This is a genomic window from Rhizobium alarense, assembly GCF_021555155.1.
Lineage (GTDB): Bacteria > Pseudomonadota > Alphaproteobacteria > Rhizobiales > Rhizobiaceae > Rhizobium_D > Rhizobium_D alarense.
Genome location: NZ_JAKGBU010000022.1, coordinates 14003 through 35272, shown reverse-complemented (window position 1 = coordinate 35272; position 21270 = coordinate 14003). Strand labels below are relative to the sequence as shown.

General features: G+C 62.6%; 20 protein-coding genes. 5 read left to right on the top strand and 15 right to left on the bottom strand.

The window, feature by feature from the left end:
- Positions 1-113 precede the first annotated feature (113 nt).
- Entirely contained in the window at positions 114-431 is a 318-nt protein-coding gene (locus LXM94_RS09200) for a hypothetical protein (protein ID WP_235770891.1), read from the top strand.
- A 22-nt stretch (positions 432-453) separates the two neighbouring features.
- Here the strand turns inward: LXM94_RS09200 and LXM94_RS09195 are convergent, their stop codons facing one another.
- The 4 genes from LXM94_RS09195 to thrC all read right to left on the bottom strand — a co-directional run bounded on the left by LXM94_RS09195 (position 454) and on the right by thrC (position 6875).
- Positions 454-3303 (bottom strand): EAL domain-containing protein, encoded by a 2850-nt coding sequence (locus LXM94_RS09195; RefSeq protein ID WP_268965067.1) that lies wholly within the window; start codon positions 3301-3303, stop codon positions 454-456.
- Positions 3304-3430: 127 nt separating this feature from the next.
- Positions 3431-4024: a GNAT family N-acetyltransferase gene (locus LXM94_RS09190; RefSeq protein ID WP_235770889.1), complete on the bottom strand. Its 594-nt coding sequence runs from the start codon at positions 4022-4024 to the stop codon at positions 3431-3433.
- A 137-nt stretch (positions 4025-4161) separates the two neighbouring features.
- Positions 4162-5460: a M16 family metallopeptidase gene (locus LXM94_RS09185; RefSeq protein ID WP_235770888.1), complete on the bottom strand. Its 1299-nt coding sequence runs from the start codon at positions 5458-5460 to the stop codon at positions 4162-4164.
- Positions 5461-5477: 17 nt separating this feature from the next.
- A complete protein-coding gene (gene thrC, locus LXM94_RS09180; RefSeq protein ID WP_235770887.1) occupies positions 5478-6875 on the bottom strand; it encodes a threonine synthase in 1398 nt (465 codons plus the stop codon).
- Positions 6876-7237: 362 nt separating this feature from the next.
- Here thrC and LXM94_RS09175 point away from each other — a divergent pair, with 362 nt between their 5' ends.
- The gene (locus LXM94_RS09175) at positions 7238-7801 is read left to right on the top strand and encodes a hypothetical protein (RefSeq protein WP_235770886.1); all 564 of its coding nucleotides are present in this window, start codon (positions 7238-7240) and stop codon (positions 7799-7801) included.
- Between the two features lie 115 nt (positions 7802-7916).
- Here LXM94_RS09175 and LXM94_RS09170 read toward each other — a convergent pair whose 3' ends face one another.
- Positions 7917-8606, bottom strand: a complete 690-nt coding sequence (locus LXM94_RS09170; protein WP_235770885.1) for an HAD family hydrolase — start codon at positions 8604-8606, stop codon at positions 7917-7919.
- A 703-nt stretch (positions 8607-9309) separates the two neighbouring features.
- Positions 9310-9987: an ArsR/SmtB family transcription factor gene (locus LXM94_RS09165; RefSeq protein ID WP_235770884.1), complete on the bottom strand. Its 678-nt coding sequence runs from the start codon at positions 9985-9987 to the stop codon at positions 9310-9312.
- Between the two features lie 74 nt (positions 9988-10061).
- Here LXM94_RS09165 and LXM94_RS09160 point away from each other — a divergent pair, with 74 nt between their 5' ends.
- Positions 10062-10391, top strand: coding sequence for an NIPSNAP family protein (locus tag LXM94_RS09160; RefSeq protein ID WP_235770883.1), 330 nt, complete (start codon positions 10062-10064; stop codon positions 10389-10391).
- A complete protein-coding gene (locus LXM94_RS09155; protein ID WP_235770882.1) occupies positions 10388-10738 on the top strand; it encodes an antibiotic biosynthesis monooxygenase family protein in 351 nt (116 codons plus the stop codon). Before LXM94_RS09160 ends, LXM94_RS09155 begins: the two co-directional genes overlap by 4 nt.
- A gap of 59 nt (positions 10739-10797) precedes the next feature.
- On the opposite strand, the gene LXM94_RS09150 is transcribed toward LXM94_RS09155, so the two are convergent.
- Complete coding sequence (locus tag LXM94_RS09150) at positions 10798-11508, bottom strand: hypothetical protein (RefSeq protein WP_235770881.1); 711 nt, start codon at positions 11506-11508, stop codon at positions 10798-10800.
- A gap of 125 nt (positions 11509-11633) precedes the next feature.
- Positions 11634-12470, bottom strand: a complete 837-nt coding sequence (locus tag LXM94_RS09145; protein WP_235770880.1) for a vWA domain-containing protein — start codon at positions 12468-12470, stop codon at positions 11634-11636.
- A gap of 229 nt (positions 12471-12699) precedes the next feature.
- Between LXM94_RS09145 and LXM94_RS09140 the strand changes: the two genes are divergently transcribed.
- Complete coding sequence (locus LXM94_RS09140) at positions 12700-13830, top strand: site-specific DNA-methyltransferase (RefSeq protein ID WP_235770879.1); 1131 nt, start codon at positions 12700-12702, stop codon at positions 13828-13830.
- A 148-nt stretch (positions 13831-13978) separates the two neighbouring features.
- Here the strand turns inward: LXM94_RS09140 and LXM94_RS09135 are convergent, their stop codons facing one another.
- From LXM94_RS09135 to LXM94_RS09105, 7 genes are all read right to left on the bottom strand, one after another.
- On the bottom strand, positions 13979-14755 hold the full coding sequence (locus LXM94_RS09135) for a hypothetical protein (RefSeq protein WP_235770878.1): 777 nt from the start codon (positions 14753-14755) through the stop codon (positions 13979-13981).
- A gap of 55 nt (positions 14756-14810) precedes the next feature.
- Entirely contained in the window at positions 14811-15518 is a 708-nt protein-coding gene (locus tag LXM94_RS09130) for a hypothetical protein (protein ID WP_235770877.1), read from the bottom strand.
- 5 nt (positions 15519-15523) lie between these two features.
- On the bottom strand, positions 15524-15700 hold the full coding sequence (locus LXM94_RS09125) for a hypothetical protein (RefSeq protein WP_235770876.1): 177 nt from the start codon (positions 15698-15700) through the stop codon (positions 15524-15526).
- A 78-nt stretch (positions 15701-15778) separates the two neighbouring features.
- Positions 15779-17893: a glycosyltransferase gene (locus LXM94_RS09120; protein ID WP_235770875.1), complete on the bottom strand. Its 2115-nt coding sequence runs from the start codon at positions 17891-17893 to the stop codon at positions 15779-15781.
- 104 nt (positions 17894-17997) lie between these two features.
- Positions 17998-19116: a hypothetical protein gene (locus tag LXM94_RS09115; RefSeq protein ID WP_235770874.1), complete on the bottom strand. Its 1119-nt coding sequence runs from the start codon at positions 19114-19116 to the stop codon at positions 17998-18000.
- Positions 19117-19483: 367 nt separating this feature from the next.
- Positions 19484-20593 (bottom strand): hypothetical protein, encoded by a 1110-nt coding sequence (locus LXM94_RS09110; protein ID WP_235770873.1) that lies wholly within the window; start codon positions 20591-20593, stop codon positions 19484-19486.
- 301 nt (positions 20594-20894) lie between these two features.
- Positions 20895-21257 carry a nuclear transport factor 2 family protein gene (locus tag LXM94_RS09105; protein ID WP_235770872.1) on the bottom strand — a complete coding sequence of 121 codons (363 nt, stop codon included), beginning with the start codon at positions 21255-21257 and terminating at the stop codon, positions 20895-20897.
- Between the last annotated feature and the right edge of the window lie 13 nt (positions 21258-21270).

Here is a 21270-nt window from a genome sequence, read left to right as displayed (position 1 = left end):
GCGCCTGCGCCCCGCATCCCGCGCCCGCAAGCGGCCACGACATGCCGGAGACCGGCAGAAGGCCAGCGGAAATCACCTCTTCTGCCGGGTTACCCGGCGAAAGGAGGTGCGTCATGTTACGCAATATGACTCATGGCCTTTTCGGCGCCGTCATGTTGGCGGCAACGATGACGGCCTTTCCCGGAACCGCCGGCGCCCAGACCCCGCACAATTGTGCCGGCCGCGGCGCCGTCACGGGCTTTCTCGGCAGCGTGCATACGGAGCACCTGTCGGCCTTCGGCCTCATCAATCCCCAGGCGGTGGTCGAAATCTACGTCTCGGATCGCGGAAGCTGGACCATCGTCGTCACGACGGCGGCCGGCCTGAGCTGCATCGTGCTGTCCGGCGAAGGCTGGCAGGAGGTGCCGCAACCCGTCGGACCCAAGGCATGACACCGGGCGCTGCGTGCTGAACTCACGCCCGCTTCATCAGCGGAAAGCGCTCCTTGAGCAGGCGGAGGACGGAATCGTAGCCGATCGGCGGGCCGAAGAGGTAACTCTGGCCGTATTCGCAGCCCATGCCGGCGAGCTCGATGGCGTCCTCCTCCGTCTCGATGCCTTCCGCCACGACCTGCATCTCCAGCTCGCGCGCCATGGAGACGACGGAGCGCAGCAGCACGGCGCGCTTGTCCGACCCGTCACGGATCAGCGCCTTGTCGATCTTGATCGTGTCGAAGGGGAAGCGTGTCAGATAGGCGAGCGACGAATGGCCGGTGCCGAAATCGTCGAGCGCCAGGCCGAGGCCGGCCTCGCGCAGCTTGTCGAGCACCAGCCGCGCCTGCTCGGCATTCTCCATCACGACGGATTCCGTCAGTTCCAGCTTCAGCTTGTGCGCCTCGCAGCGCGTCTTGGAGAGCACCGCCCTCACGTCGTTGTAGAGGTCGTTGTTGAGAAGCTGGGCGCTCGACAGATTGACGGAGACGAAGATCGGCAGCTCTCCCGTCTGGAGCTGCCAGTCCATCAGGTCGCCGGCCGCCTTGTCGAAGGCGAACATGCCGAGCTGGCTGATCAGGTTGGAGGTCTCGGCAACCGGGATGAACTCGGCCGGCGAGATGTTGCCGCGCTTCGGATGGTCCCAGCGCATCAGCGCCTCGAAGCCCGCGATCTCCGCATCGGCAAGCCTGACGATCGGCTGGTAGACGAGGGAGAGCTCCTTGCGCTCGAGCGCGCGGCGCAGATCCGTCTCGAGCTGCAGCCGGTCGGTGCCCATCGTGCGGAAAGCGGGGCGGAAGGGTTCGACGCGGTTGCCGCCGGCCTTCTTGGCGCGGAACATGGCAAGCTCGGCGTCGTTGAGCAGGCCCGTCGCATCCTGCTGCTGGTCGACCCAGGAGACGAGGCCGATCGATGCGGTGAGGATGATCTCGCGGTTGCCGAAGGTGAGCGGCACCATGATCGCCTTGCTCACCGCATCGGCGAAATCCGCGACCTTCGCGGGGTCGCGCTCGGAAAGCAGGATCAGGCCGAACTGGTCGCCGGAAAGCCGCGCCAGCGTGTCCTGCGGCTTCAGCAGCCGCCGCAGCCGGCGCGTCAGCGCGACGAGGATATTGTCGCCGGCGGCGATGCCGAGCGCGTCGTTGACCTGCTTGTAGCGGTCGATGTCGATCGCGAGCACGGTCGGACGCACGGCGTCGGAGCCCGTCAGCACGAGCAGCGCCTGCAGGCGGTCGAGGAAGATCTGGCGGTTCGGCAGGCCGGTCAGGTTGTCGTGCAGCGCGTCCTGCAGCAGCCGGTCGACGGAGTTCCTCTGTTCGGTGATGTCGATGATCGTGCCGACGCAGCGGATGATCTCGCCGTTGGCGCCCAGCACCGGCCGGGCGCGGATGGCAAGCCAGTGATAGTGGCCGTCCTCGGCGCGGGCCCGGAACTGGTGGTTGAGGCGGCCCTTGCGGTGTTCGAGCAGCACGTCGAGCGTCGCGCGGAAGCGGTCCCGGTCGTCCGGATGGAGCCGTGGCAGCCAGTTGCGCGCCGGTCCGTGCATGGAGCCCGGCGAAAGGCCGAGCTGGATCGAGATGTCGGGGATGGTGACGACCCGGTCGCGGGCGACGTCCCAGTCCCAGACCGTGTCGCCCGAGCCGGTCAGCGCCAGCGACTGGCGTTCGAGATCGGAGAACAGGCCCTGGCCGTAGCCGCCGCCGGCAAAGGCATGCTGCATCACGGTGAAGCCGATGAGCAGCACGATCAGCACCAGCCCGCCGCCGAGCGCCGGCTGCACGATGTCGTTGTCGAGCCGGCCGGTGACGGTGAGCCAGGCGCCGAACAGCCAGACGAGGATCAGCGACCAGGCCGGCACGAGCAGGATGGCGCGGTCGTAGCGGTTGAAGCCGAGATAGGCGATGAGCACGATGCCGGCCGAGGCAGTCAGCGCGAAGGAGAGGCGCGCGATGCCGGACGCGATCGGCGGGTCGTAGATCGCGACGCCGAAGAGCAGGCCGAGGCCGAGGATCCAGGCGAAGGTCGCGTAGGAGAGGTGCGTGTGCCAGCGGTTGAGGTTGAGATAGGTGAACAGGAAGACGACGAGGCCGACGGCCAGCGACACCTCCGTTCCCGCCCGCCATATGCGTTCGTCGCCGGCGGTCACGCTGATGAGCTTCGAGAGGAAGCCGAAGTCGACGCAGATATAGCCGAGCACCGCCCAGGCGAGTGCCGCCGTCGCCGGCAGCATCGAGGTGCCCTTGACGACGAAGAGGATGGTGAGGAACACCGCGAGCAGACCGGCAATGCCGAGCACGATGCCGCGGTAGAGCGTGAAGGCGTTGACCGTGTCCTTGTAGGCGTCCGGCTCCCAGAGATAGATCTGCGGCAGTTCCGGCGTTGCGAGTTCCGCGACGAAGGTCACCACCGAGCCGGGGTTCAGCGTGATGCGGAAGACGTCCGCCTCCTCGCTCGGCTCGCGGTCCAGCGCGAAACCTTCGCTCGGCGTGATCGAGAGGATGCGCTGGGCGCCGAGGTCCGGCCAGAAGAGCTTGGAGCGCACGAGTCGGAAATGCGGCGCGACGATCACGCGTTCGAGCTGCTCCTCCGATACGTTGGCGAGCGCGAAGACGGCCCAGTCGCCGGCATGGGTCTCGGAGGTCGGTCGCACTTCGATGCGCCGCACGATGCCGTCGGTGCCCGGCGCCGTCGAGACCTGGAAGGCGCCCTCGCGGCCGGCATAGATCTCCGTCGTCGCCGTCAGGTCGAGCGCCGTGTCGTCACGCGAAATCTGCACCGGTTCCACGGCGCCCGCCGGCGTCGCGGAAAGGCCGGCCCAGGTCAGTATCGCCATGAGCAGAATGGCGGCAAGCCTGCGGCTGGCGGGCAGCAGTGGCGACGCGTTGTGAAGGGTCATCGATAGAGCATGGTCCTATGGCCGGGGCGGCGTCCGCCAAGGGGTCCGTCGCGGGCAGGGAGGCTCACGACCGGGCGTCCATGGCAAGCAACGAATACATGACGTGGTCGCGCCATTCCCCGTTTATTTTCAGATACTCCCTGAGATAGCCTTCGCGCTGAAAGCCGGCCTTTTCAAGGAGGCGGATGCTTCTCACGTTGTCCGGAATACAGGCTGCCTCGATGCGGTGCAACTGAAGCGGGCCAAAGATGTGGGGAATGACCAGCCGGAGCGCCGCGAGCATGTGTCCCTTGCCGGCGTGAGGCTCGCCCATCCAGTAGCCGATCATGCAGCACTGCGCCGAACCGCGGCGGATATAGCCGATGGTGATACCGCCGAGCAGCACCTGCTCGGGCCGCGAAAAGAGCAGGAGCGGCACGGCCTGGCCGGATTCGTATTCCTGTTCGTTGCGGTTCACCCGCGAGCGGAAGGCGCCCTCCGTCAGCTCGTCGCCCCGCCAGGTCGGCTCCCAGGGTTCGAGGAAGCGCCGGCTTTCGGAGCGCAGCGGATACCACTGCCGATAGTCGGCATAGCGGGGCAGGCGCAGGAGATGGTGTTCGTCGGCGAGCTCGAAGGCATCGGACTGCCGCGACAGGAACCGAAAGACCGATCTCGCCATCTATGCCGACGCCTCCGCCACGACTGCCGGGCATGGCCGCCGTGCGCCAGTGCCGGGCCGGCCGTTCCGCGGCCGCATGTTCGGGAACTCTAAGCCAGCAGCCGCGACCCCGTCAAACCCGTTGTTGCCGGAACAGGTCAGCTTGCCGCGCGCTGCAGCGGCGTGTGACGCGACAGGCCGCGCACGATGTCGCTCATCGAGGCGAGATGGTCGAGCGGTCCGATCGCCGAAAGCGTCGGCGCCGTGTCGAAGAACAGCCGCCCGGCAAGATCGGTCAGCCGCTCGGTCGTGATGCCCGCGAGGCGCTCCATCAGTTCCTCGTTCGGGATCGGCCGGCCGTAGAGCATCATCTGGCGGGCGATCTGGCCGGCGCGCGCCGCCGGGCTTTCCTGGCCCATCAGAAGCTGCGCGCGGATCTGGGCCCGCGCCCGGTCGATCTCCTGCTGGTCGATCCGGTCGGAGGACTTGCGAAGCTCGTCGATGATGACGGGAACGAGTTCCGGCAGGTTCTCGCCGCCCGTTGCCGCGTGGATGCCGAAGATGCCGGTATCGGAAAAGCCCCAGTGGAAGGCATAGACCGAATAGCAGAGGCCGCGGTGCTCCCGGACCTCCTGGAACAGGCGGGAGGACATGCCGCCGCCGAGGATGTTGGCAAGGATCTGCGAGCAGTAGAAATCGCGGGCGTGGTAGGGCTTGCCCTCGAAGCCGAACAGCACCTGCGCGTCCATCAGGTCGCGGGTCTCGCGCACGTCGCCGCCGGAATAGCGGGCTTCCTCGAGCACAGGCGGTGCGTTCGGCGTCTGCGGCAGCCGCGCGAACCGGGCTTCCGCCTCCCGCACGAAGCTCTCGTGCTCGACGGCGCCGGCGGCCACGACGAACATGCGGTCCGTCGTGTAGTTGCGTCCGAGATAGTTGCGGATCTGGTTCGGCTGGAAGGAGAGGACCGTTTCCGGCGTGCCGAGGATCGCCCGGCCGATCGTCTGGCCGCGATAGGCGGTTTCGGAGAACTTGTCGAAGACCACGTCGTCGGGCGTATCGTTCGCCGCGCCGATCTCCTGCAGGATGACGTGTTTCTCGCGCCGCAGTTCCTCGTCGTCGAAGACCGATTCCGTCAGGATGTCGGCAAGGATGTCGATCGCCAGCGGCACGTGGTCCTTGAGGACCCGGGCGTAGTAGGAGGTCGTTTCGGTGGATGTGGCGGCGTTCACTTCGCCGCCGACATTCTCGATCTCCTCGGCGATCTCCCGCGCGCTCCGGCGCGAGGTGCCCTTGAAGGCCATGTGCTCCAGAAGATGGGCGATGCCATGTTCGTCGACGGTTTCGTTGCGCGAACCGGACTTGATCCAGACGCCCAGGGCAACGCTCTCGAGATGGGGCATCGCCTCGGTTACTACCGTCAGCCCGGACGGGAGCCGGGTACACTCTACTTTCATCATCCGTCTTTCCGCGATCGTTAGCCCCGGATGCGCGCACGGTCGGCGATGAAAGTCTCGACCGTCTTCAGGTCCGCATCCAGCACTTCGAAGCGCTCCTCCCTTTGCATGAGGTCAGCAAGCCACGTCGGAAGCGCCGGGTCAATACCGCAGGCCGATTTTACCGCGGCGGGAAATTTCGCCGGATGGGCCGTGGCAAGCGTTACCATCGGCGAACGCGGCTTCTCGTTCTTCGCCGCGACGAAGACGCCGGTGGCGGTGTGCGGGTCGATCAGGTAGCCGGTCGCGGCAAGCGTGTCCCTGATGGTCTTGGCCACCTGTTTCTCGCTGGCGCGGCCGGCCCGGAACTCCTTGCGGATCGCGGCAAGCGCCTTCTCGCCGATCTCGAAGGCACCGGACTGCTTGAGCCCGGCCATCGCGTTGCGGACCGCGCCGGCGTCGCGGCCGTGGGCCTCGAACAGCAGCCGCTCGAAGTTGGAGGATATCTGGATGTCCATCGACGGCGAGGTCGTGGCCTTGACCCCCCGCATCTCGTAGCGCCCCGACTTCAACGCACGGGCGAGGATGTCGTTGTCGTTGGTGGCGACCACCAGCCGGTCGATCGGCAGGCCCATCTTCTTCGCGACGTAGCCCGCGAAGATGTCGCCGAAATTGCCGGTCGGCACAGTGAAGGAGATCTTGCGGTCCGGTCCGCCGAGCGCGATGGCCGTCGTGAAATAATAGACGATCTGCGCCATGATGCGCGCCCAGTTGATCGAGTTGACGCCGGAAAGCGCCATGCGGTCGCGGAACGGCCCGTCGTTGAACATCGCCTTCACGAGGTCCTGGCAGTCGTCGAAATTGCCCTTGACGGCAAGCGCATGCACGTTCGCCGCCGTCGAGGTCGTCATCTGGCGCTGCTGCACCGGCGAGACCTTGCCATGCGGGAAGAGGATGAAGATGTCGGTGCGGTCGCGCCCGGCAAAGGCGTCGATCGCCGCGCCGCCCGTGTCGCCCGAGGTCGCGCCGACGATGGTCGCCCGTTCGCCGCGCTCGGCAAGCACGTGGTCCATCAGCCGGGCGAGGAGCTGCATCGCCACGTCCTTGAAGGCGAGCGTCGTGCCGTGGAAAAGCTCCATCACGAAGGCGTTCGGCCCGGTCTGGACGAGGGGGGCGATCGCCGGGTGGCGAAAGGTGGCATAGGCCTCGTCGATCATCGCGCGGAAGGCTGTCTCCTCGATCTCGCCGTCGACGAAGGGGGAGAGAACCGCAAAGGCGATCTCCTGGTAGGATTTGCCGCGCAGCGCCCGGATTTCCTTCTTCGAGAAGCTCGGCCAGTCCTTCGGCACGTAGAGGCCGCCGTCGCGCGCAAGCCCTGTCAGCAGCGCGTCACGAAAACCGAGGGAGGGGGCCTCGCCCCGGGTCGATACGTATTTCACGGTCTGTCATCCTTGCTGGGCGCCCGGCGGGGCGCAAAGGCGGTCGTTGCGAACAGGCGGCGGGGAGGGCGCATGTCCTCGACTGTCGCGGGCATCGATGCGTCGTCCTTCTAGCATCCGGTTTCGGTGTGCGCAGTTCCCGTTGCGGCAGTGCATGACGGGCTCGCAGCCCGCACCTGCCCGGGTTGCGCGGTTTTCGGCCGGCAAATTGTCGAAGGTCCGCCATTCGCAGATCGATTTTTTTTCACGCCGCTGCTATAGACCATCCGCGCGGGCCCTGAAAAGGCCCGTTTCGACAGTATCGATCGTGCGCCGTGAAGCCGGACGATTGCGCAGGCAGGAGTGAAAGTCACGTGTTCCAGATGAATAGTCGCCGCCTCCTCGGCATCTCGCTTCTCGCGGTGATTGCCGGCTGCAGCCAGACCGACAAGGCGACCGACGTTGGCGTCACGCCGGAAAACACGACGCAGCAGCAGGCATCGACCGGCGACCAGCTTCCCGCCGTCATCCAGGGCGCCTGCCCGCAGGTTTACCTGCGCGACGGGACGGCGGTGCACCGCGCCTATGCCAAGGGTAAGAAGAGCGGCGATCCGGAGGGCGTCACCTACCAGGCGACCCTCGTCGACACGACGCGCCAGTGCATTCAGACTGCGAGCGAGATCAAGATCACCGTCATGGCGCAGGGCCGTCTCGTCGAGGGGCCTGCCGGCTCGTCCGGCACCATCAACCTGCCGATCCGCGTCGCCGTAAGCGACGGCACGACGACGCTGTTTTCCGAGCTGACCCAGCTGCCGGTCACGATCCCGGCCGACAGCGGCACGACGCAGTTCGTCTTCACGAACGCCAATGTCACGATCCCCGGCGGCGCCGGCGGTTTCACCAAGATCTATCTCGGCTTTGACGAGGGGCCGTACAATACGAAGTGAGATTTAGGCAGTAGGCGTTAGGTCTGGGAAAGCAGAGCTTTTGTGCTTGCAGATTCCACCAGCCTCGACACTCTACTGCCTACTGCCTACTGCCTACTGCCTACTGCCTACTGCCTCAAATCGCTTCCTGCCACTCTGCCAGTGCCGCGATGACGCCGGGCAGGTCGCTCATGCGGGCGATCACTGTTTCCGCGCCGGCATCCGTCAGCCGGTCGGCATGGGACGGGTAGGTGTGCGAGGCGCCGGTGAAGCCGACGACGCGCATGCCGGCGCCGCGCGCGCCGGTGATGCCGTGCACTGAATCCTCGATGACGAGCGTGCGGGCGGGGTCCGCGCCGAACTGCTTGGCGCCGTGCAGGAAGATATCCGGCTTCGGCTTGACACGGTCGGGGCCGAGATCCTTGGCCGAGAAGATATGCGGCGCGAAGACGTCCTTCAGTCCGACCTTGGCAAGCATCATGTCGAGCCGGTGCGACGACGAGTTCGAGCAGATGCAATAGGGCCGGCGGATGCGCGACAGCATGAATTTCACGCCCTCGATCACCTTGACGTCGCGGGCGAGCCGCGCGTCGAGCAGCTTTTCGGATTTGTCCAGCAGCGAGGCCGACAGCGGAATCGATGCCTCGCGCTCGATGGTGAGCAGGATATTGTGCCACGTCATGCCGGCGAAGCGCTCGCCCATTTCCTCGACGCCAATCGGGTAGCCTGCCTCCGTCAGGAGTTTCGATTCCACCTCCGCCGCGATGATCTCGGAATCGACGAGGACGCCGTCACAGTCGAAGATGATGAGGTCGAAGCCTTCCATGGATGCCGTCTTTCCTGTGGGGTCTGTAGCCGGTCGGCGGAACGCGGTCAGGCGTGTCCGGGTGTTTGCGCGGGCCATGTCGCGACCGCATGCCAGCGTCGGCGCTACCTACACGAGGAGCGGCAAAAGGACAATGTTCGAGTGCGGCGATGCCGCGGCGGCACCCCGGTCGCCGGCGCCTGCCGGCAGATGCCCGGCATTTGCGCCACGCAATCTTGCGGTGTGGCGTCCCTAGAACTAGCGATTTCAGCGGGAACCGGCTTCGGATAGGTTTCTTCTCGAGGTCGGAGCGGTTCGAGGGTGCTGCTAAGATCTTTGTGAATGCGGCGCAGCACGGACTGCCGACAGGCAGGATGCGGCAACGAAATGAGAGAGTTGATCGCGGCCTTCATTCGAGGAACGAAGGCCGTTGGGGTTGGCGGACCTCAACCGATCAACTCTCTCAAGCTTCATCCGGAAAATAGATGGCCTGCCCAAGACGCTTGCGCCCGGTGCAGTTTTTAGTTTTATCGCCCGTCAGACGGCACTTAACGACTACAACCCTGGGTGATGGCTGTCAATAAATACAGCGGAAGATTAACTCTGTCCCGTCTGATTTCCGCGGCCTGAAAGAACGCAGCCGGTGTATGCCGGCATCGACGGTGTTTCGCCTGGCGTCGCACCTGCATCCGCGCCCCTTCGACGCCGTTCCGGCACGAACAGCTCAGCTGAACATCGCCAGGAAAGCCGCCTCGCCGCTCCGGCTGAAGCGGATGGCCCGCCCGTCCGGATCGCGGCGCGCCCATCCCTGCTCGACGAAGCGCGCGAGCAGGGCCTCGCCCAGCGACCCCGCGAGATGCGAGCGCCGCTCGCTCCAGTCGAGGCAGGCCCGGCAGACCGGCCTGCGCTGGCCCTTCAGACGCGCCACGTCGATGCCGAGCGCCGTCATCCGCTCCTCGCCGCGGGCGGTCAGCACCGCGTCCTCGCCCGCCGTTTCGATGTCGCCGTCGGCCACCAGCCGGTCGAACAGCCTGACGCCGAAGTCGCCGGCAAGGTGGTCGTAGCAGACGCGCGCCTTGCGCAGCGCCGGGTCCCTGGGGCCTGGACGGGCGCGCAGGAAGCCGCGATTGGCGGCAAAGCCCATCAGGGCCTCGAGCATCAGGCCCACCTCGTCGTCGGCCAGCGCGAAATAGCGGTGGCGGCCCTGTTTGCGCTGGGTGACGAGCCGGCCGGCCTCCAGCTTCGAAAGGTGCGAACTCGCCGTCTGCAGCGTCACGCCGGCCGCACCCGCAAGCTCCGTCGCCGTCAGCGCCCGGCCGCCCATCAGAGCCGTCAGCATGTTGGCGCGCGCCGGGTCTCCGACGAGCGTGCCGATCTGCGCGATGTCCGGTCCTTCCTTCATAGTTCGATCATAATCGAAGCGTTGGCGCTGTTCAACATGCGAGAAAGGGGCATCGCCAACGACGGAGAGAATTCATGATCACCTGCTTCATCCGCTACGAGATCGACCCGTTCCGCCGGGATGCCTTCGCAACCTATGCCCGCAACTGGGGCCAGGCGATCCCACGCTGCGGCGCCGACCTCGTCGGCTATTTCGGCCCGCACGAGGGCTCCGCCACCACCGCCTACGGCGTCTACAACATCGCGAACCTGGCGGCCTATGAGGCCTATCGCGCCCGGCTCGCGGACGATCCGCTGGGGCGGGAGAACTACGACTTCGCCCGCCGGGAGCGCTTCATCCTGAAGGAGGACCGCCTCTTCCTGTCCAACATGTCGCTGCCGCATGCGGCGGGGGCGGCGCGATGATCGCGGTGATCTTCGAGGTCGTGCCGGCGCCCGGCCGCCGCGACGCCTATCTCGGCATCGCGGTCGACCTGAAGCCGCTGCTGGAGGGGATTGACGGCTTCGTCTCGGTCGAGCGCTTCGAGAGCCTTTCGACGCCCGGCAAGCTCCTGTCGCTCTCCTTCTGGCGCGACGAGGCAGCGGTCATCGCCTGGCGGAACGGGCAGGAGCACCGGGAGGCGCAGGCGATGGGCCGGGCGGGCGTCTTTGCCGACTACCGGCTGCGGGTCGCCGCGGTGATGCGGGACTACGGCCGCTTCGAACGCGCCGGCGCCCCGGGCGACAGCCGGGCCCGCCATGATGCCGCCTGAACAGACGGCCCGCCCGGCAGGTCCGGGCGGGCCGCGGTGCCGGAGGCTCCGGTCCCCGCTTACTCGACCGTGATCTCGGTGCGTTCGCCCGCCTTCACGGTCGCCTTCGCCTCCTTCGGCGCCTTGTCGCCCTCATAGGTCACGACGATGACGTAGTCTCCGGGATGCAGTGTGTCCTGATGCTCGGTGCCGTAGTTGCCCGACACGTCCTTCCGGTTGCCCTGGATGTCCTTCTTGCCGTCCTTCAGATCGATGCGGTAGGCGCCCGGCGCCGAGACGGCGAGCACGCCGGCATTGATGTTGACGGAGACGTCGAGGCGCTCGCCGGCCCTCAGAGAGAAGGGCGTTTCGCCGGTCGCCGAGCCGAGCCGTGCGGTGAGCACGTAGTCGCCCGACGGGCTCTCGATCGGGTTGTTTGTGCCATAGGTGCCGTTCACGTTGTCACGATTGCCGTCGATATTCGACTTGGCGGCGACGACGTCGAAGCGCACGTCGCCCGAATCGACCTCCGGCCCGCCCTCCGCATAGACCGCCTTCGTCACGACGATACCGGCACCGACAACCACCGTGTGTTCCACCGTTTCGCCCGCCCGCACCGTCACCGTGTCCTCGATCCGGGCGGGACCGATCTTCGCCTCGATGCCGATCGCGCCGGCCGGCACGAAGGCTTCGGTCAGGCCGTAGCCGCCATCGGCAAAGTCTCCCTGACGCAGGTCGACGCGGGCGCTGTCGTCCGCCCTGTCGTCCTCGGGTGTCCGCTTCGGCGTCACTTTCAGGAGGCCGGCGTCGAAATTGACTCTGGCGCGCGCGACCTGGTCCTCTTTTGCCTCGACGGCGACTTCCCGGCGGAGATTGCCGAGCTTCGCCGCGGCGACATAGCGCCCGGCCGGCAGCTTCAGGACGAGTTGCGAACCGCGTAGCCCCCGTGGACATGCTCGTCCGTCCTGCCGCCCTTCGCATCCGCCTTGAAGAAGTCCCAGCGCACGCGGTCATCCTTTGCGAGCGACGGGCCGCTCTCGGAAAGCGTGGCATCGGTTTCGACATTGTTCTCGATTGCGGCGGGCTCCGGCGTCGCCTCGGCAACCTCCTCGACGATCGGTTCCGGCTTCGCCATCGGCGCTTCCGCCACCGTCTCGGTCAGGGCCGCCACGAGCTGGACCGCATTCGCCGCCTCGAAATACGTGCCGCCGGTATTTTCCGCGAGGCAGGCGACCTGCCGGCCTTCCTCTTCCGTCAGGCCGAAGCCGACCACGTGGGCGGTAAAATCCACCCCCTGCTTCTCGAGCGCGCTGGCAAGCGCGCAGGGATCCGCCGCGCAGGTTTCGAGCCCGTCGGTGACGAGCACCACCGTCGCCTTCTCCTCGGTGTATTTCAGCACGTCCGCGGCCCGCTGCACGGCGTCCGAGATCGGCGTCTTGCCCTTGGGGCTGATGCCGTCGACGAAGCGGGTGATGGCCGCGGCGCTGCCGGCGACCGGCGGCACGGCGAGCTCGATGTCGCCGCAGGACCCCTTCTCCCGGTGGCCGTAGACCATCAGGCCGAGCTCGGTGCTGGACGGCACGGATTTCAGCACCGTGCCGAGCGTCTCGCGGGCGATCTCGATCTTCGCCTTTCCGTCGATCTGGCCCCACATCGAGCCGGATGCGTCGAGCACGACGATGGTCTTCTCGGCGGAAAGCGCCGGCGGGGCGGCGAGGGCGAACAGGATGGGAAGCAGGAACGCTGGGCGCACGGTGTCCTCCTTTGCGGCGGGCAAGGTGGTTTGGGCAAATGCCAGGCCTGCCGGCAGCGGATGCCGGGCCGGTCGCTATGCTGACGGCTGCGGCGCGGCTGTTATTCGGAACGACGCGACATGCGGCCGATTTCTCTTTTTCGCCGGCGCCTTCAACCTTTGGTAACCATCTTCGGTAACCATGAGCCTCAACACGTCCGTTCCGAGTAAGCGTACCAGCGAGTTCCTCATGTCATCTGTCCTTTCGCTTGCCGACATCCGCCGTTCGCCCGCTTCCGGCGCCTGGCTCAACACCATCATCAAGGGGGATTGCGTCGCGGCGCTCGAGGCGCTGCCGGACCAGTCGGTCGACGTGATCTTCGCCGATCCGCCCTACAACCTCCAGCTCGGCGGCATGCTGACGCGGCCCGACCAGTCGGTGGTCGACGCGGTCGACGACGAATGGGACCAGTTCGCCTCCTTCGAAGCCTATGACGCCTTCACCCGCGCCTGGCTGCTCGCCTGCCGCCGCGTGCTGAAGCCGAACGGCACGATCTGGGTGATCGGCTCCTACCACAACATCTTCCGCGTCGGCGCGACGCTGCAGGATCTCGATTTCTGGATCCTGAACGACATCGTCTGGCGCAAGACCAACCCGATGCCGAACTTCAAGGGCCGCCGCTTCCAGAACGCGCACGAGACGATGATCTGGGCGAGCCGCGACCCGAAGGCCAAGGGCTACACCTTCAACTACGATGCCATGAAGGCGGCGAACGACGACGTGCAGATGCGCTCCGACTGGCTGTTCCCGATCTGCTCGGGCGGCGAGCGGCTGAAGGGCGCGGATGGCAAGAAGGCGCATCCGACCCAGAAGCCCGAAGCGTTGCTCGCCCGGGTCCTCATGGCCTCGACGAAGCCCGGCGACATCGTGCTCGATCCCTTCTTCGGCTCCGGCACGACCGGGGCCGTCGCCAAGCGCCTCGGCCGCAACTTCGTCGGCATCGAGCGCGAGCAGGCCTATATCGACGCGGCGCTGGAGCGCATCGAGGCGGTCGAGCCGCTCGGCAAGGCGACGCTCTCGGTGATGACCGGCAAGAAGGCCGAGCCGCGCGTCGCCTTCAACACGCTGATCGAAAGCGGCCTCATCAAGCCGGGCACGGTCCTGACCGACGCCCGCCGCCGCCACAGCGCCATCGTGCGGGCCGACGGCACGCTCGCCTGCGGCGGCGACGCCGGCTCCATCCACCGCCTCGGCGCCAAGGTGCAGGGGCTCGATGCCTGCAACGGCTGGACGTTCTGGCACTACGACGACGGGCAGACCCTGAAGCCCATCGACGCGTTGCGGGCGGTCATAAGATGTGACTTGGCAAAACTAGACTGATCAACCAGTCTCGCCAGGTCAGGTCTCGCTCTGCCGGTCTTCGTACCTTCAGTCCCGGCAAAGCGAAAAACGCCCGGAGCCGCCAGCTCCGGGCGTTTTCCTTTGGCAACAGCAGGAAGCGCTGAGAGTAACGACCGCCCGGAAAGCGCTACGCCTTTACGGCTGATTTGGCGCCGTCGAAATAGAATATGGTGCGTTTGTCCGCCGCCAGATTGGTGTCTGCCCGTGCGACCTTTGCGGAGGCTGGGCTCAAAGCATCCTGCTTGATCCACAGATAGTCGATGTATCCACTCCAGCCGCGATCCTTGTGGCCGCAGCCGACTTTGGCGGACCGCAGGTGGAACAATTCTGGCGGCACCCCCTCGTGAGCCAGCGCCTCGTTGACATAGACTCTGAGCTTGTCGCTCTCCATGGCAATGTGCAGCGTTATCCAGCCGGAGTTGTCGTCGAAGTCTATTTCGACCTTTTCCTTGTTCCCAATGATCAGCCGCATGGTTTCCTCGTCGCGGCGGTAAAGTGCGACGCCACCGACAGTAAACGGCATGGGAGGTGTCGTACTGCTCATGGAGAAATCATCGTGGGCGGATTTTACATTGTAAATTCTCGCGGCGATCGTGAACGGCGGGAAGAAGGGCTTGCTGAAAGCAAAGACATCGCCGTTCTGACCGGTGAAGACCTTGAGCTCTCTCTCTCCCGAACTTGTCTGTCCGTCATCGAGCGCTTTGAGTGTCACGGACCCGTTGCCCGAAAGGGCGCCGATAAGCGCCTGCTGCTCAGCCACGAGATTTCTGAGCGCGTCGAGTTCCGACTGTCCCCGGGCATCTATCGAGGCAATCAGGCTTTCGAGGAGCCTGTCCTTCTCGGTAAGCAGATTCTCAAGACTGGCAAGCTTCCTTTCCAGCAACATTGAGGGAGTAACTGTCATCGTGTTTTCCTTCGCTTGGGCGTCATCGGCGCTTGGGAGCACGCCTGGCCGTTGTTCATATCGCAAGGAGCATACGGAGTTGGTCCACCGATGCACGCGCCTGCTCGAGGTCCTCCTGCGTGACGCAGGAGCTTCCCCCGATCTCAATTGCACCCGGAGCCAAGTCCTCCGCGTTTGAGTTCAAGCCGGCGAGAACCGATCGAAGCAAACTTTCAAAAGCGTGATTGCCAGCTTCGGTTTTCAGGCCCTTGACGTTTACGCAGCGCGCCAATGGCATGAGTGCCGCCAAGTGGCTAAGTGCTGGCCCACCTGTAAAGTCGTCGATGGCGAGACGTCCTGCCCGGCGCCGAACTCCGGGCAGCGCACCGGCGACCCCGAGGTCAAAAGGCAGGAGAGAAGAACCGTCCTGAGCTCTGAAACGCGGCGCTATCGCATACGCGGCATTGAAATCGACAATAAGGTCGAGAAGAATGGCGTAAGCGGCGGCATGGCCGACGCCTAGTCCCACGATCTTCTTCACACGAGTGGTGCGATTCAGAATGCGGTCCCTGACCCGCAGAATCCTTTGCCAGGTGCTTGTTGTTCCGGGCCAGGATTCGGCAGAATCGAGGGGCGGAACGAATACGATCTGAAGATCATCCTCGTGTTTGCCCAAAAGGGCCTTCAGATCCGCAACCTGTTTCTCGTCGTCGCGTACGGATTGAAAGACCATCACGCGCTGCAGCGGCACCTGCCAGCTCAGAACCTTTTCTTCTGAACTCACGGTCGCTACTCCTGTTTCTGTGACAGCACGACGATCTCTATGGCCCGAAGGCCAAGCTGAAGCTCGATGATCCGGTCCTGGACATCCTTTTCCAGTGACTGGAAAGCAGCTTTTAGCTGATTGAACTCTTCAAGGCTGACTGTATTTTTATTTTCAGCCGGATTTTCGGTGACTTTGGACATCGTTTTTCCTTTCGTATTGGATCGGGCATCTTGCGCTAGCGGGATAACGCGGAGAATGCTGACGCTCTGCAAATGCTCTCAGCGAACGGAGCCGGGGCCAAATATGGACTGGTAGTCTCTGCGTTCCAGTACTTCCAGTTTTCCGCCGACGGTTGCGTTGTAGATCTTGCGACCGTGCCTCTCGAATGTCAGTCCGGCCTTCGAATAGCCAAGCTCCATACGCTCCGTTTTGGGGTCGTGCCAACGCAGACCCTTGCCGAAATATGTCTTGTCAAAATGATTGGGATCGTCCCCCAGCGAGGTAAGATTGCCTCCGTCAATATCGGTGGTATCGGGGATCACATAGTGGTGATCAAACCCGATGAGATAGAGTTCCTTGATCCCGAAAAAGAAAGCAAGCTGCATGCAGATGAATGTGACAGAGCCGCCGGCCCAGACTTGACGTGAAGCGTCTGTGGAAAAGAACGGGAAGTTCTTGTAGTTGTCATACCGCATACGCACGTTCAGCCAATGCGCGTCATCGTCATCCAGGCAGTATTTCAGGTAGTTTCCAAACCACTTCGTGGTCCCCGTAAGGGCGTTGATTTGCTCGGCGCGGTCCTCGGCAACGAAAAAATCCTCGACGACGTAATGAGTCGGAAGACCACCCAGTTCGTCGGCCTTTAGGAAAATGGAATTGACGCCTATCGTTATTTCGTCGCGCAGATAGGACAGATCGCACCGATTGAGGCTTGGGCCGTTGCCGATGAGGAAGGCTCGCTTCCCCTTGTAGACATTGCGCCATCGAGCAATACGCTCTTCGTTCGACCTGATCGCATGGCCGCTGCCGGCCATGCGATAGCATGTGGTCAGCCACCGCTTTTGCAGGGGAGTCGGATTCCACTTGTCGCGATAGACGGCGATATGACTGTCGGGGTTCAACTGGCGGTGAATTGCAACGGCGTCATTGAAGGATATCGGCGCTGGTTCCGGAGCATATATCGGCTCCGTGACGGCCGCCGTCGGTACAGGATCAGAAGGCGGAACTGCGACCACCGTTCGGCCGGCCGCAAGGTTTTGAACGGACTCGATTGCCGTCAGATATTGCGATCGGGAGACCTCTTCTGAAAAATGCTCGCCTACGAATGCGCGGCCGCGCTCTCCGAAACGAGACAGCGCCTTGTCTTTCATCGCTTCGCTCAACTTCGTCGCAACGTCTACGGGCGAGCGCGCATCGATCAACCACCCCGTTTCATTCTCGATCAGCATCTCCTTCGTCCCGCCGTCGCGTGTGGCCATAACGGGCGTTCCGCAGAAGTAGCTTTCGAGCACCGTATTCGGCAGGTTGTCGATGAGTGAAGGGAGAAGGAAGAGATCGGCGGCCGAGTAGAGGAGGGACGGGCGAACGGGGTCGCGTTGCTGAGAGAAGTTCGGAAGAAACAGGCAGCGGGGATCGACACGGCTATGGCGAGCCGGCAGTCCGCCGATAACCAGAACCTGCAGGCGCGGATCCGGAATATATTCAAGCGCCTTCATGAGGAGGTGCAGATTCTTGCGCTCCATCGCACCGCGCCCGGCAAAGAACAGTACGACAAAGGCGTCGGGATCTGCCCCCACGATTGCGCGCGCCAAGGCTTTGTCGCGCGGGCGAAAGTAGGCGGTAGGAACCGAGTTGCGGACAAGATGGACCGGGGTTTCGCCGCAGAGGTAGTATTCGGCGATTTTCTTGAGCCACAAGCTGGGAGCGGCAAACCCGAAACGCTGCTTTGCAATGCGCTCGAAGAAGCTTCGGGTCGGAACGCCCTTGCGACTTTCGTACCGCACTATGGAGCGGCCGTCGTATGAGGGCATGGCATAGTGAAGCCCCGTTACGGGAGAGGCGTCGTGCATCATCCAAAGCGTAGGCTTCGCCTGGCCGAATCGTGCGACAGTGTCGAAATCGTGATCGAAATTATGCAGGATCACGAAGTCGGTGGAGAGGCGCTCCATCTCTCGTTCGTAGAGTTCGAATGGAGGTCTCCCAGGTCTTTGCTGTGGCGAAATTCCAGTGATGTTGACGGCGGGATTGACCTGCCTGACCTCGTTGAGGGCGGAACCCTCCTCGTAAAGATAGTCAACGCTGTCGAATTCGGACGCCAATGCGTTCGCAGAGCGCAACGCTGCAATAGACGCACCGCAATCATACAGACGCGCGCTGATTACTGTAAGATTCATTTGATACTTCCCGCGTTCGGCGTTTTGATGCGACCGTATCAGGTCGCCCTGCAAGAATCGGTCATGGCAGACCGCGTTTGAGTTAATTCGCCATACCTTTCCTGCTAGGCAGCGGCGAGAGTTCGGCACATTTCGACGGCGTCGGTCAACCCATAGGCGTAAAAAATTGGCTCGAGCTCCCGGTAAACAACCCTGTTGGCGACGTTGATCTTGATGCCAGCCTCAGCAACTTCCAACGCGCGCTGGATGTGTTTCTGAGATGCCAGAGCGCGCGCCAGAGGACGATAGATGTCGTCGATCGTATTGCTTTTAGACCGTACTTTATCGAGAAGGTCGATTGCTTCGAGCGTTGCTCCCATATCCATCTTCAGAAGTCCCATGGCTGCCGTCGGACCTATCCAGTCGTTCGAATAAGCTTGGATGCGGACAAGCATGTTCAACGCAGCCATCTTATCGCCGGCATATCTGTTTTCGATGAAATCGATGAGATCGCGCGCGAACTGTGGATCGTCAACAAAAGGTGCAACTTGGAGGCGTGGTCGGTAAGTCTCGCGCCAATTGTCGATTAGCGTCGGCCATGTGTCGTCCATGACGGCTGCAACGACCTTGTCGAAGTTTTCCTGCCTATGCCATAGGTAAAGCACGTTGTGAAACGCCGTTGGGACGATGGTCTTTATAACCTTGTCCGAAGGAAGTGTATTGATTTGGTAGATGTCGAATAAATCGTCTTCGCCGATAACAACATCTATGCGCTTGGTTCCGGAATAGTTCTCCTCCGAGAGGTCGGCATAGGGGCCTTTGTGTAATTTTGGATTGAACCGCGGATAAGGCGAGCGCAGGAAAGTCTGCGGGGAGAGGGCGATGATATTGTCTACATTTAAACGGCTGCCAAATAGGAGGGACGCGTATCCACCCATCGACTGCCCGAATAAGATTATGTTTTCATAAGGAGCGAGCGTCCTTCTCAGCCACGCTGTCGTAGCTTCGATACCGTCGCCGATCCCAGGTAAAGATTTATTGTACCATTGGTTTTTTGCGTCCTTTATGAATAGGACGTCTTTTTTATCGACGTGCTGAATGAATTGGCTGTGGAAGGAAAAAGCGTTCGGGCCAAAATTTCGCGCCGCAAATGCGGAAAAAACGACGACGCAACTTTTATGGTTGTTTTTGATGTGCTTAAACGCCTCCCCCGCGACAATGTCGCCCGTTTTGAGTCCACTCATTCGCTATCTCGCTTCGAAACATCTTCGAACACATCTCGTGCAAGATGTGCACAATTTGGCGGCATCCACGTTCAGTCGCTAAAAAGACCGAATGATTTTCGTTGGCAATGACTTTTGTCGAAACAGGGTGATTTTCGCACATTTTTCCAGCTTGGGGCTATAGCGCTTGCCCATAGGCGCAACCGACATGATTGGATCGACTCCACCGAAGGCCAGCGCGATATGGCTCTGCATGTTTCATGCCGGGAAATGCAACTGGCCCCGCCGTTTGTCTCGTGAGAAAATCATATGCAGCGTACCGCAGAGTCGAAAATTCCGCGGCAATATGCCGAAGGAGCGGTGGAGCCGGTCACGGCGTCGCGTCGCTTTACGCTTTTTGCGCCAGCTTACTGCATTGCTGTGCGAAATCTTGAAGTCCGTAAGCCCTGAAGATTGGTTCAATCTCTGAGAACGCTAGGCGGTTTTTCGGGTTGAGCCGAGTTCCTGCGATGGCGACATCCACTGCTTCCTGCGGTCTTTTTAGTTGCGCAAGTGCGACAGCGAGCGGGCGAAAAAAGCCGTGTATTTTAGTGCCTTGTTCCATGACCTTTTTAAGGATGCGCACTCCATCGAAAAGGGCGCCAAGTTCTAACTTGAGCAAACCGACTGCCACCATCGGGCCTTGCCATTCCGGAGCTATCTTTCGGAGCCGCTTCAGGGCGTTCAAAGAACCTAGCTTGTCACCCGAATACCGCAAATAAACGTAACTATCGATCAAGGCGAGGATCTCCGTTTCATCGCCAAGTTCGAGGCCTCTCGCTCGTAAATCCACTGTACTCAGAAATTCCGGCCACCGAAAGCCGGCGACCGCCGCCATAAGCGATTGCGTCAATCCAAGAGAGTGCCAATGTTCCAGCACGTTATGATAAGCAATCGGAACCACACTTCGACGAATGTTCGATGTTCCGAGCAATCTGTTGCTTTGATGGAGGTCAAACAAGTTGTTCTCGCCGACGACGATGTCGACCCGGCCAACGGTCGCAAGATCAGCGCATTCAATCTCAATATAGTTTCCACTGTGAGACGATCCGTATCGAGGGTAGCCTTTTCGGAGAAATGTTTGCGGCGCGATCGCGACGATATGTTGGGTTTGCACCCGGCCGCCAAAGAGCAAAGCGGCATAGCCTCCCATAGATGAGCCGAAGAACGACGTCTCGTCGTAAGCAGATATCTTGGATGCCAACCACTTTGTCAGTTCATCCGCCGTATCGGCGATCTCGCAAAGTCCGCGATTATACCACTGGTTCCTGGCATCCTTAATAAATAAAAAGTCAGCTTCATTGAAATGTGGTTTCAAGTGCGGGAAGAAGGAGTAAGCATCAGGGCCATAGTCTCTGGCTGCGAAAGATGAAAACACAACAACGCATCGTCTGCTGCCGCGCCCTACATGCTTAAATGATGGGCCTTGGGAAATTACTTGAACTGCGCTGGCATCCATGAACGGCTTTATCCTTGCATGCGTTGACGGGCATTTACTCGCTCATTTACGTCAGCATATCAAGCCGCGTGATCCTTGCGAGCAAACCGTCTTTGAATGCTGGGAAACGAACCTTTCAAATGAAATTCGGGGCGTCGTGCGGACGTGCCTGCTTGCCAGGGTGTCCACTTAATCAAGCGGCTGCTTGGCTCGATTTTCGGTTGCACCTTTTCGTACCTTCAGTCCCGGCAAAGCGAAAAACGCCCGGAGCCGCCAGCTCCGGGCGTTTTCCTTTTGGGGCACGGTAACATAAGCGCCGTTGCTATCGTCTATCCTCCACCGCGATCCGCACGATCGCGCCGTCGTCGTCAAAGGTGACGATTTCCTCGCCTGTCCGCTCGACGACCGCGCCCGTCGCGCCGTTTGTCGCTCTCAGCGACCAGAGCGCGCGGCTCGAAAACGGCGACAGGGCCTCGACGAGGCTGTCGCTTGCCACCTGATCCGCGAACGTCTCGAAATAGGCGCGGAAAGCCGCGAGGATCGCGTCCCGGCCCTCCGTCACGCCGCCGGTCCCCGGCGAGGCATAGACCGCGTCCTCCGCGAACAGGTTTCGGATCTCCGCGAAGTCCCGCCGTTCGATGGCGTCGTGATAGAGCCGGTGCCGTTCGGCTGGGTCGAAGGCCATGCCGTTCGCGTCC

What these genes read in the sequence shown, in the direction of transcription:
- LXM94_RS09200 (WP_235770891.1), top strand. Translation starts at nt 114, where the DNA reads ATGTTACGCAATATGACTCATGGCCTTTTCGGCGCCGTCATGTTGGCG.
- LXM94_RS09195 (WP_268965067.1), bottom strand. Translation starts at nt 3,303, where the DNA reads ATGGCGATACTGACCTGGGCCGGCCTTTCCGCGACGCCGGCGGGCGCC.
- LXM94_RS09190 (WP_235770889.1), bottom strand. Translation starts at nt 4,024, where the DNA reads ATGGCGAGATCGGTCTTTCGGTTCCTGTCGCGGCAGTCCGATGCCTTC.
- LXM94_RS09185 (WP_235770888.1), bottom strand. Translation starts at nt 5,460, where the DNA reads ATGATGAAAGTAGAGTGTACCCGGCTCCCGTCCGGGCTGACGGTAGTA.
- LXM94_RS09175 (WP_235770886.1), top strand. Translation starts at nt 7,238, where the DNA reads ATGAATAGTCGCCGCCTCCTCGGCATCTCGCTTCTCGCGGTGATTGCC.
- LXM94_RS09170 (WP_235770885.1), bottom strand. Translation starts at nt 8,606, where the DNA reads ATGGAAGGCTTCGACCTCATCATCTTCGACTGTGACGGCGTCCTCGTC.
- LXM94_RS09165 (WP_235770884.1), bottom strand. Translation starts at nt 9,987, where the DNA reads ATGAAGGAAGGACCGGACATCGCGCAGATCGGCACGCTCGTCGGAGAC.
- LXM94_RS09160 (WP_235770883.1), top strand. Translation starts at nt 10,062, where the DNA reads ATGATCACCTGCTTCATCCGCTACGAGATCGACCCGTTCCGCCGGGAT.
- LXM94_RS09155 (WP_235770882.1), top strand. Translation starts at nt 10,388, where the DNA reads ATGATCGCGGTGATCTTCGAGGTCGTGCCGGCGCCCGGCCGCCGCGAC.
- LXM94_RS09140 (WP_235770879.1), top strand. Translation starts at nt 12,700, where the DNA reads ATGTCATCTGTCCTTTCGCTTGCCGACATCCGCCGTTCGCCCGCTTCC.
- LXM94_RS09135 (WP_235770878.1), bottom strand. Translation starts at nt 14,755, where the DNA reads ATGACAGTTACTCCCTCAATGTTGCTGGAAAGGAAGCTTGCCAGTCTT.
- LXM94_RS09125 (WP_235770876.1), bottom strand. Translation starts at nt 15,700, where the DNA reads ATGTCCAAAGTCACCGAAAATCCGGCTGAAAATAAAAATACAGTCAGC.
- LXM94_RS09120 (WP_235770875.1), bottom strand. Translation starts at nt 17,893, where the DNA reads ATGAATCTTACAGTAATCAGCGCGCGTCTGTATGATTGCGGTGCGTCT.
- LXM94_RS09115 (WP_235770874.1), bottom strand. Translation starts at nt 19,116, where the DNA reads ATGAGTGGACTCAAAACGGGCGACATTGTCGCGGGGGAGGCGTTTAAG.
- LXM94_RS09110 (WP_235770873.1), bottom strand. Translation starts at nt 20,593, where the DNA reads ATGGATGCCAGCGCAGTTCAAGTAATTTCCCAAGGCCCATCATTTAAG.
- LXM94_RS09105 (WP_235770872.1), bottom strand. Translation starts at nt 21,257, where the DNA reads ATGGCCTTCGACCCAGCCGAACGGCACCGGCTCTATCACGACGCCATC.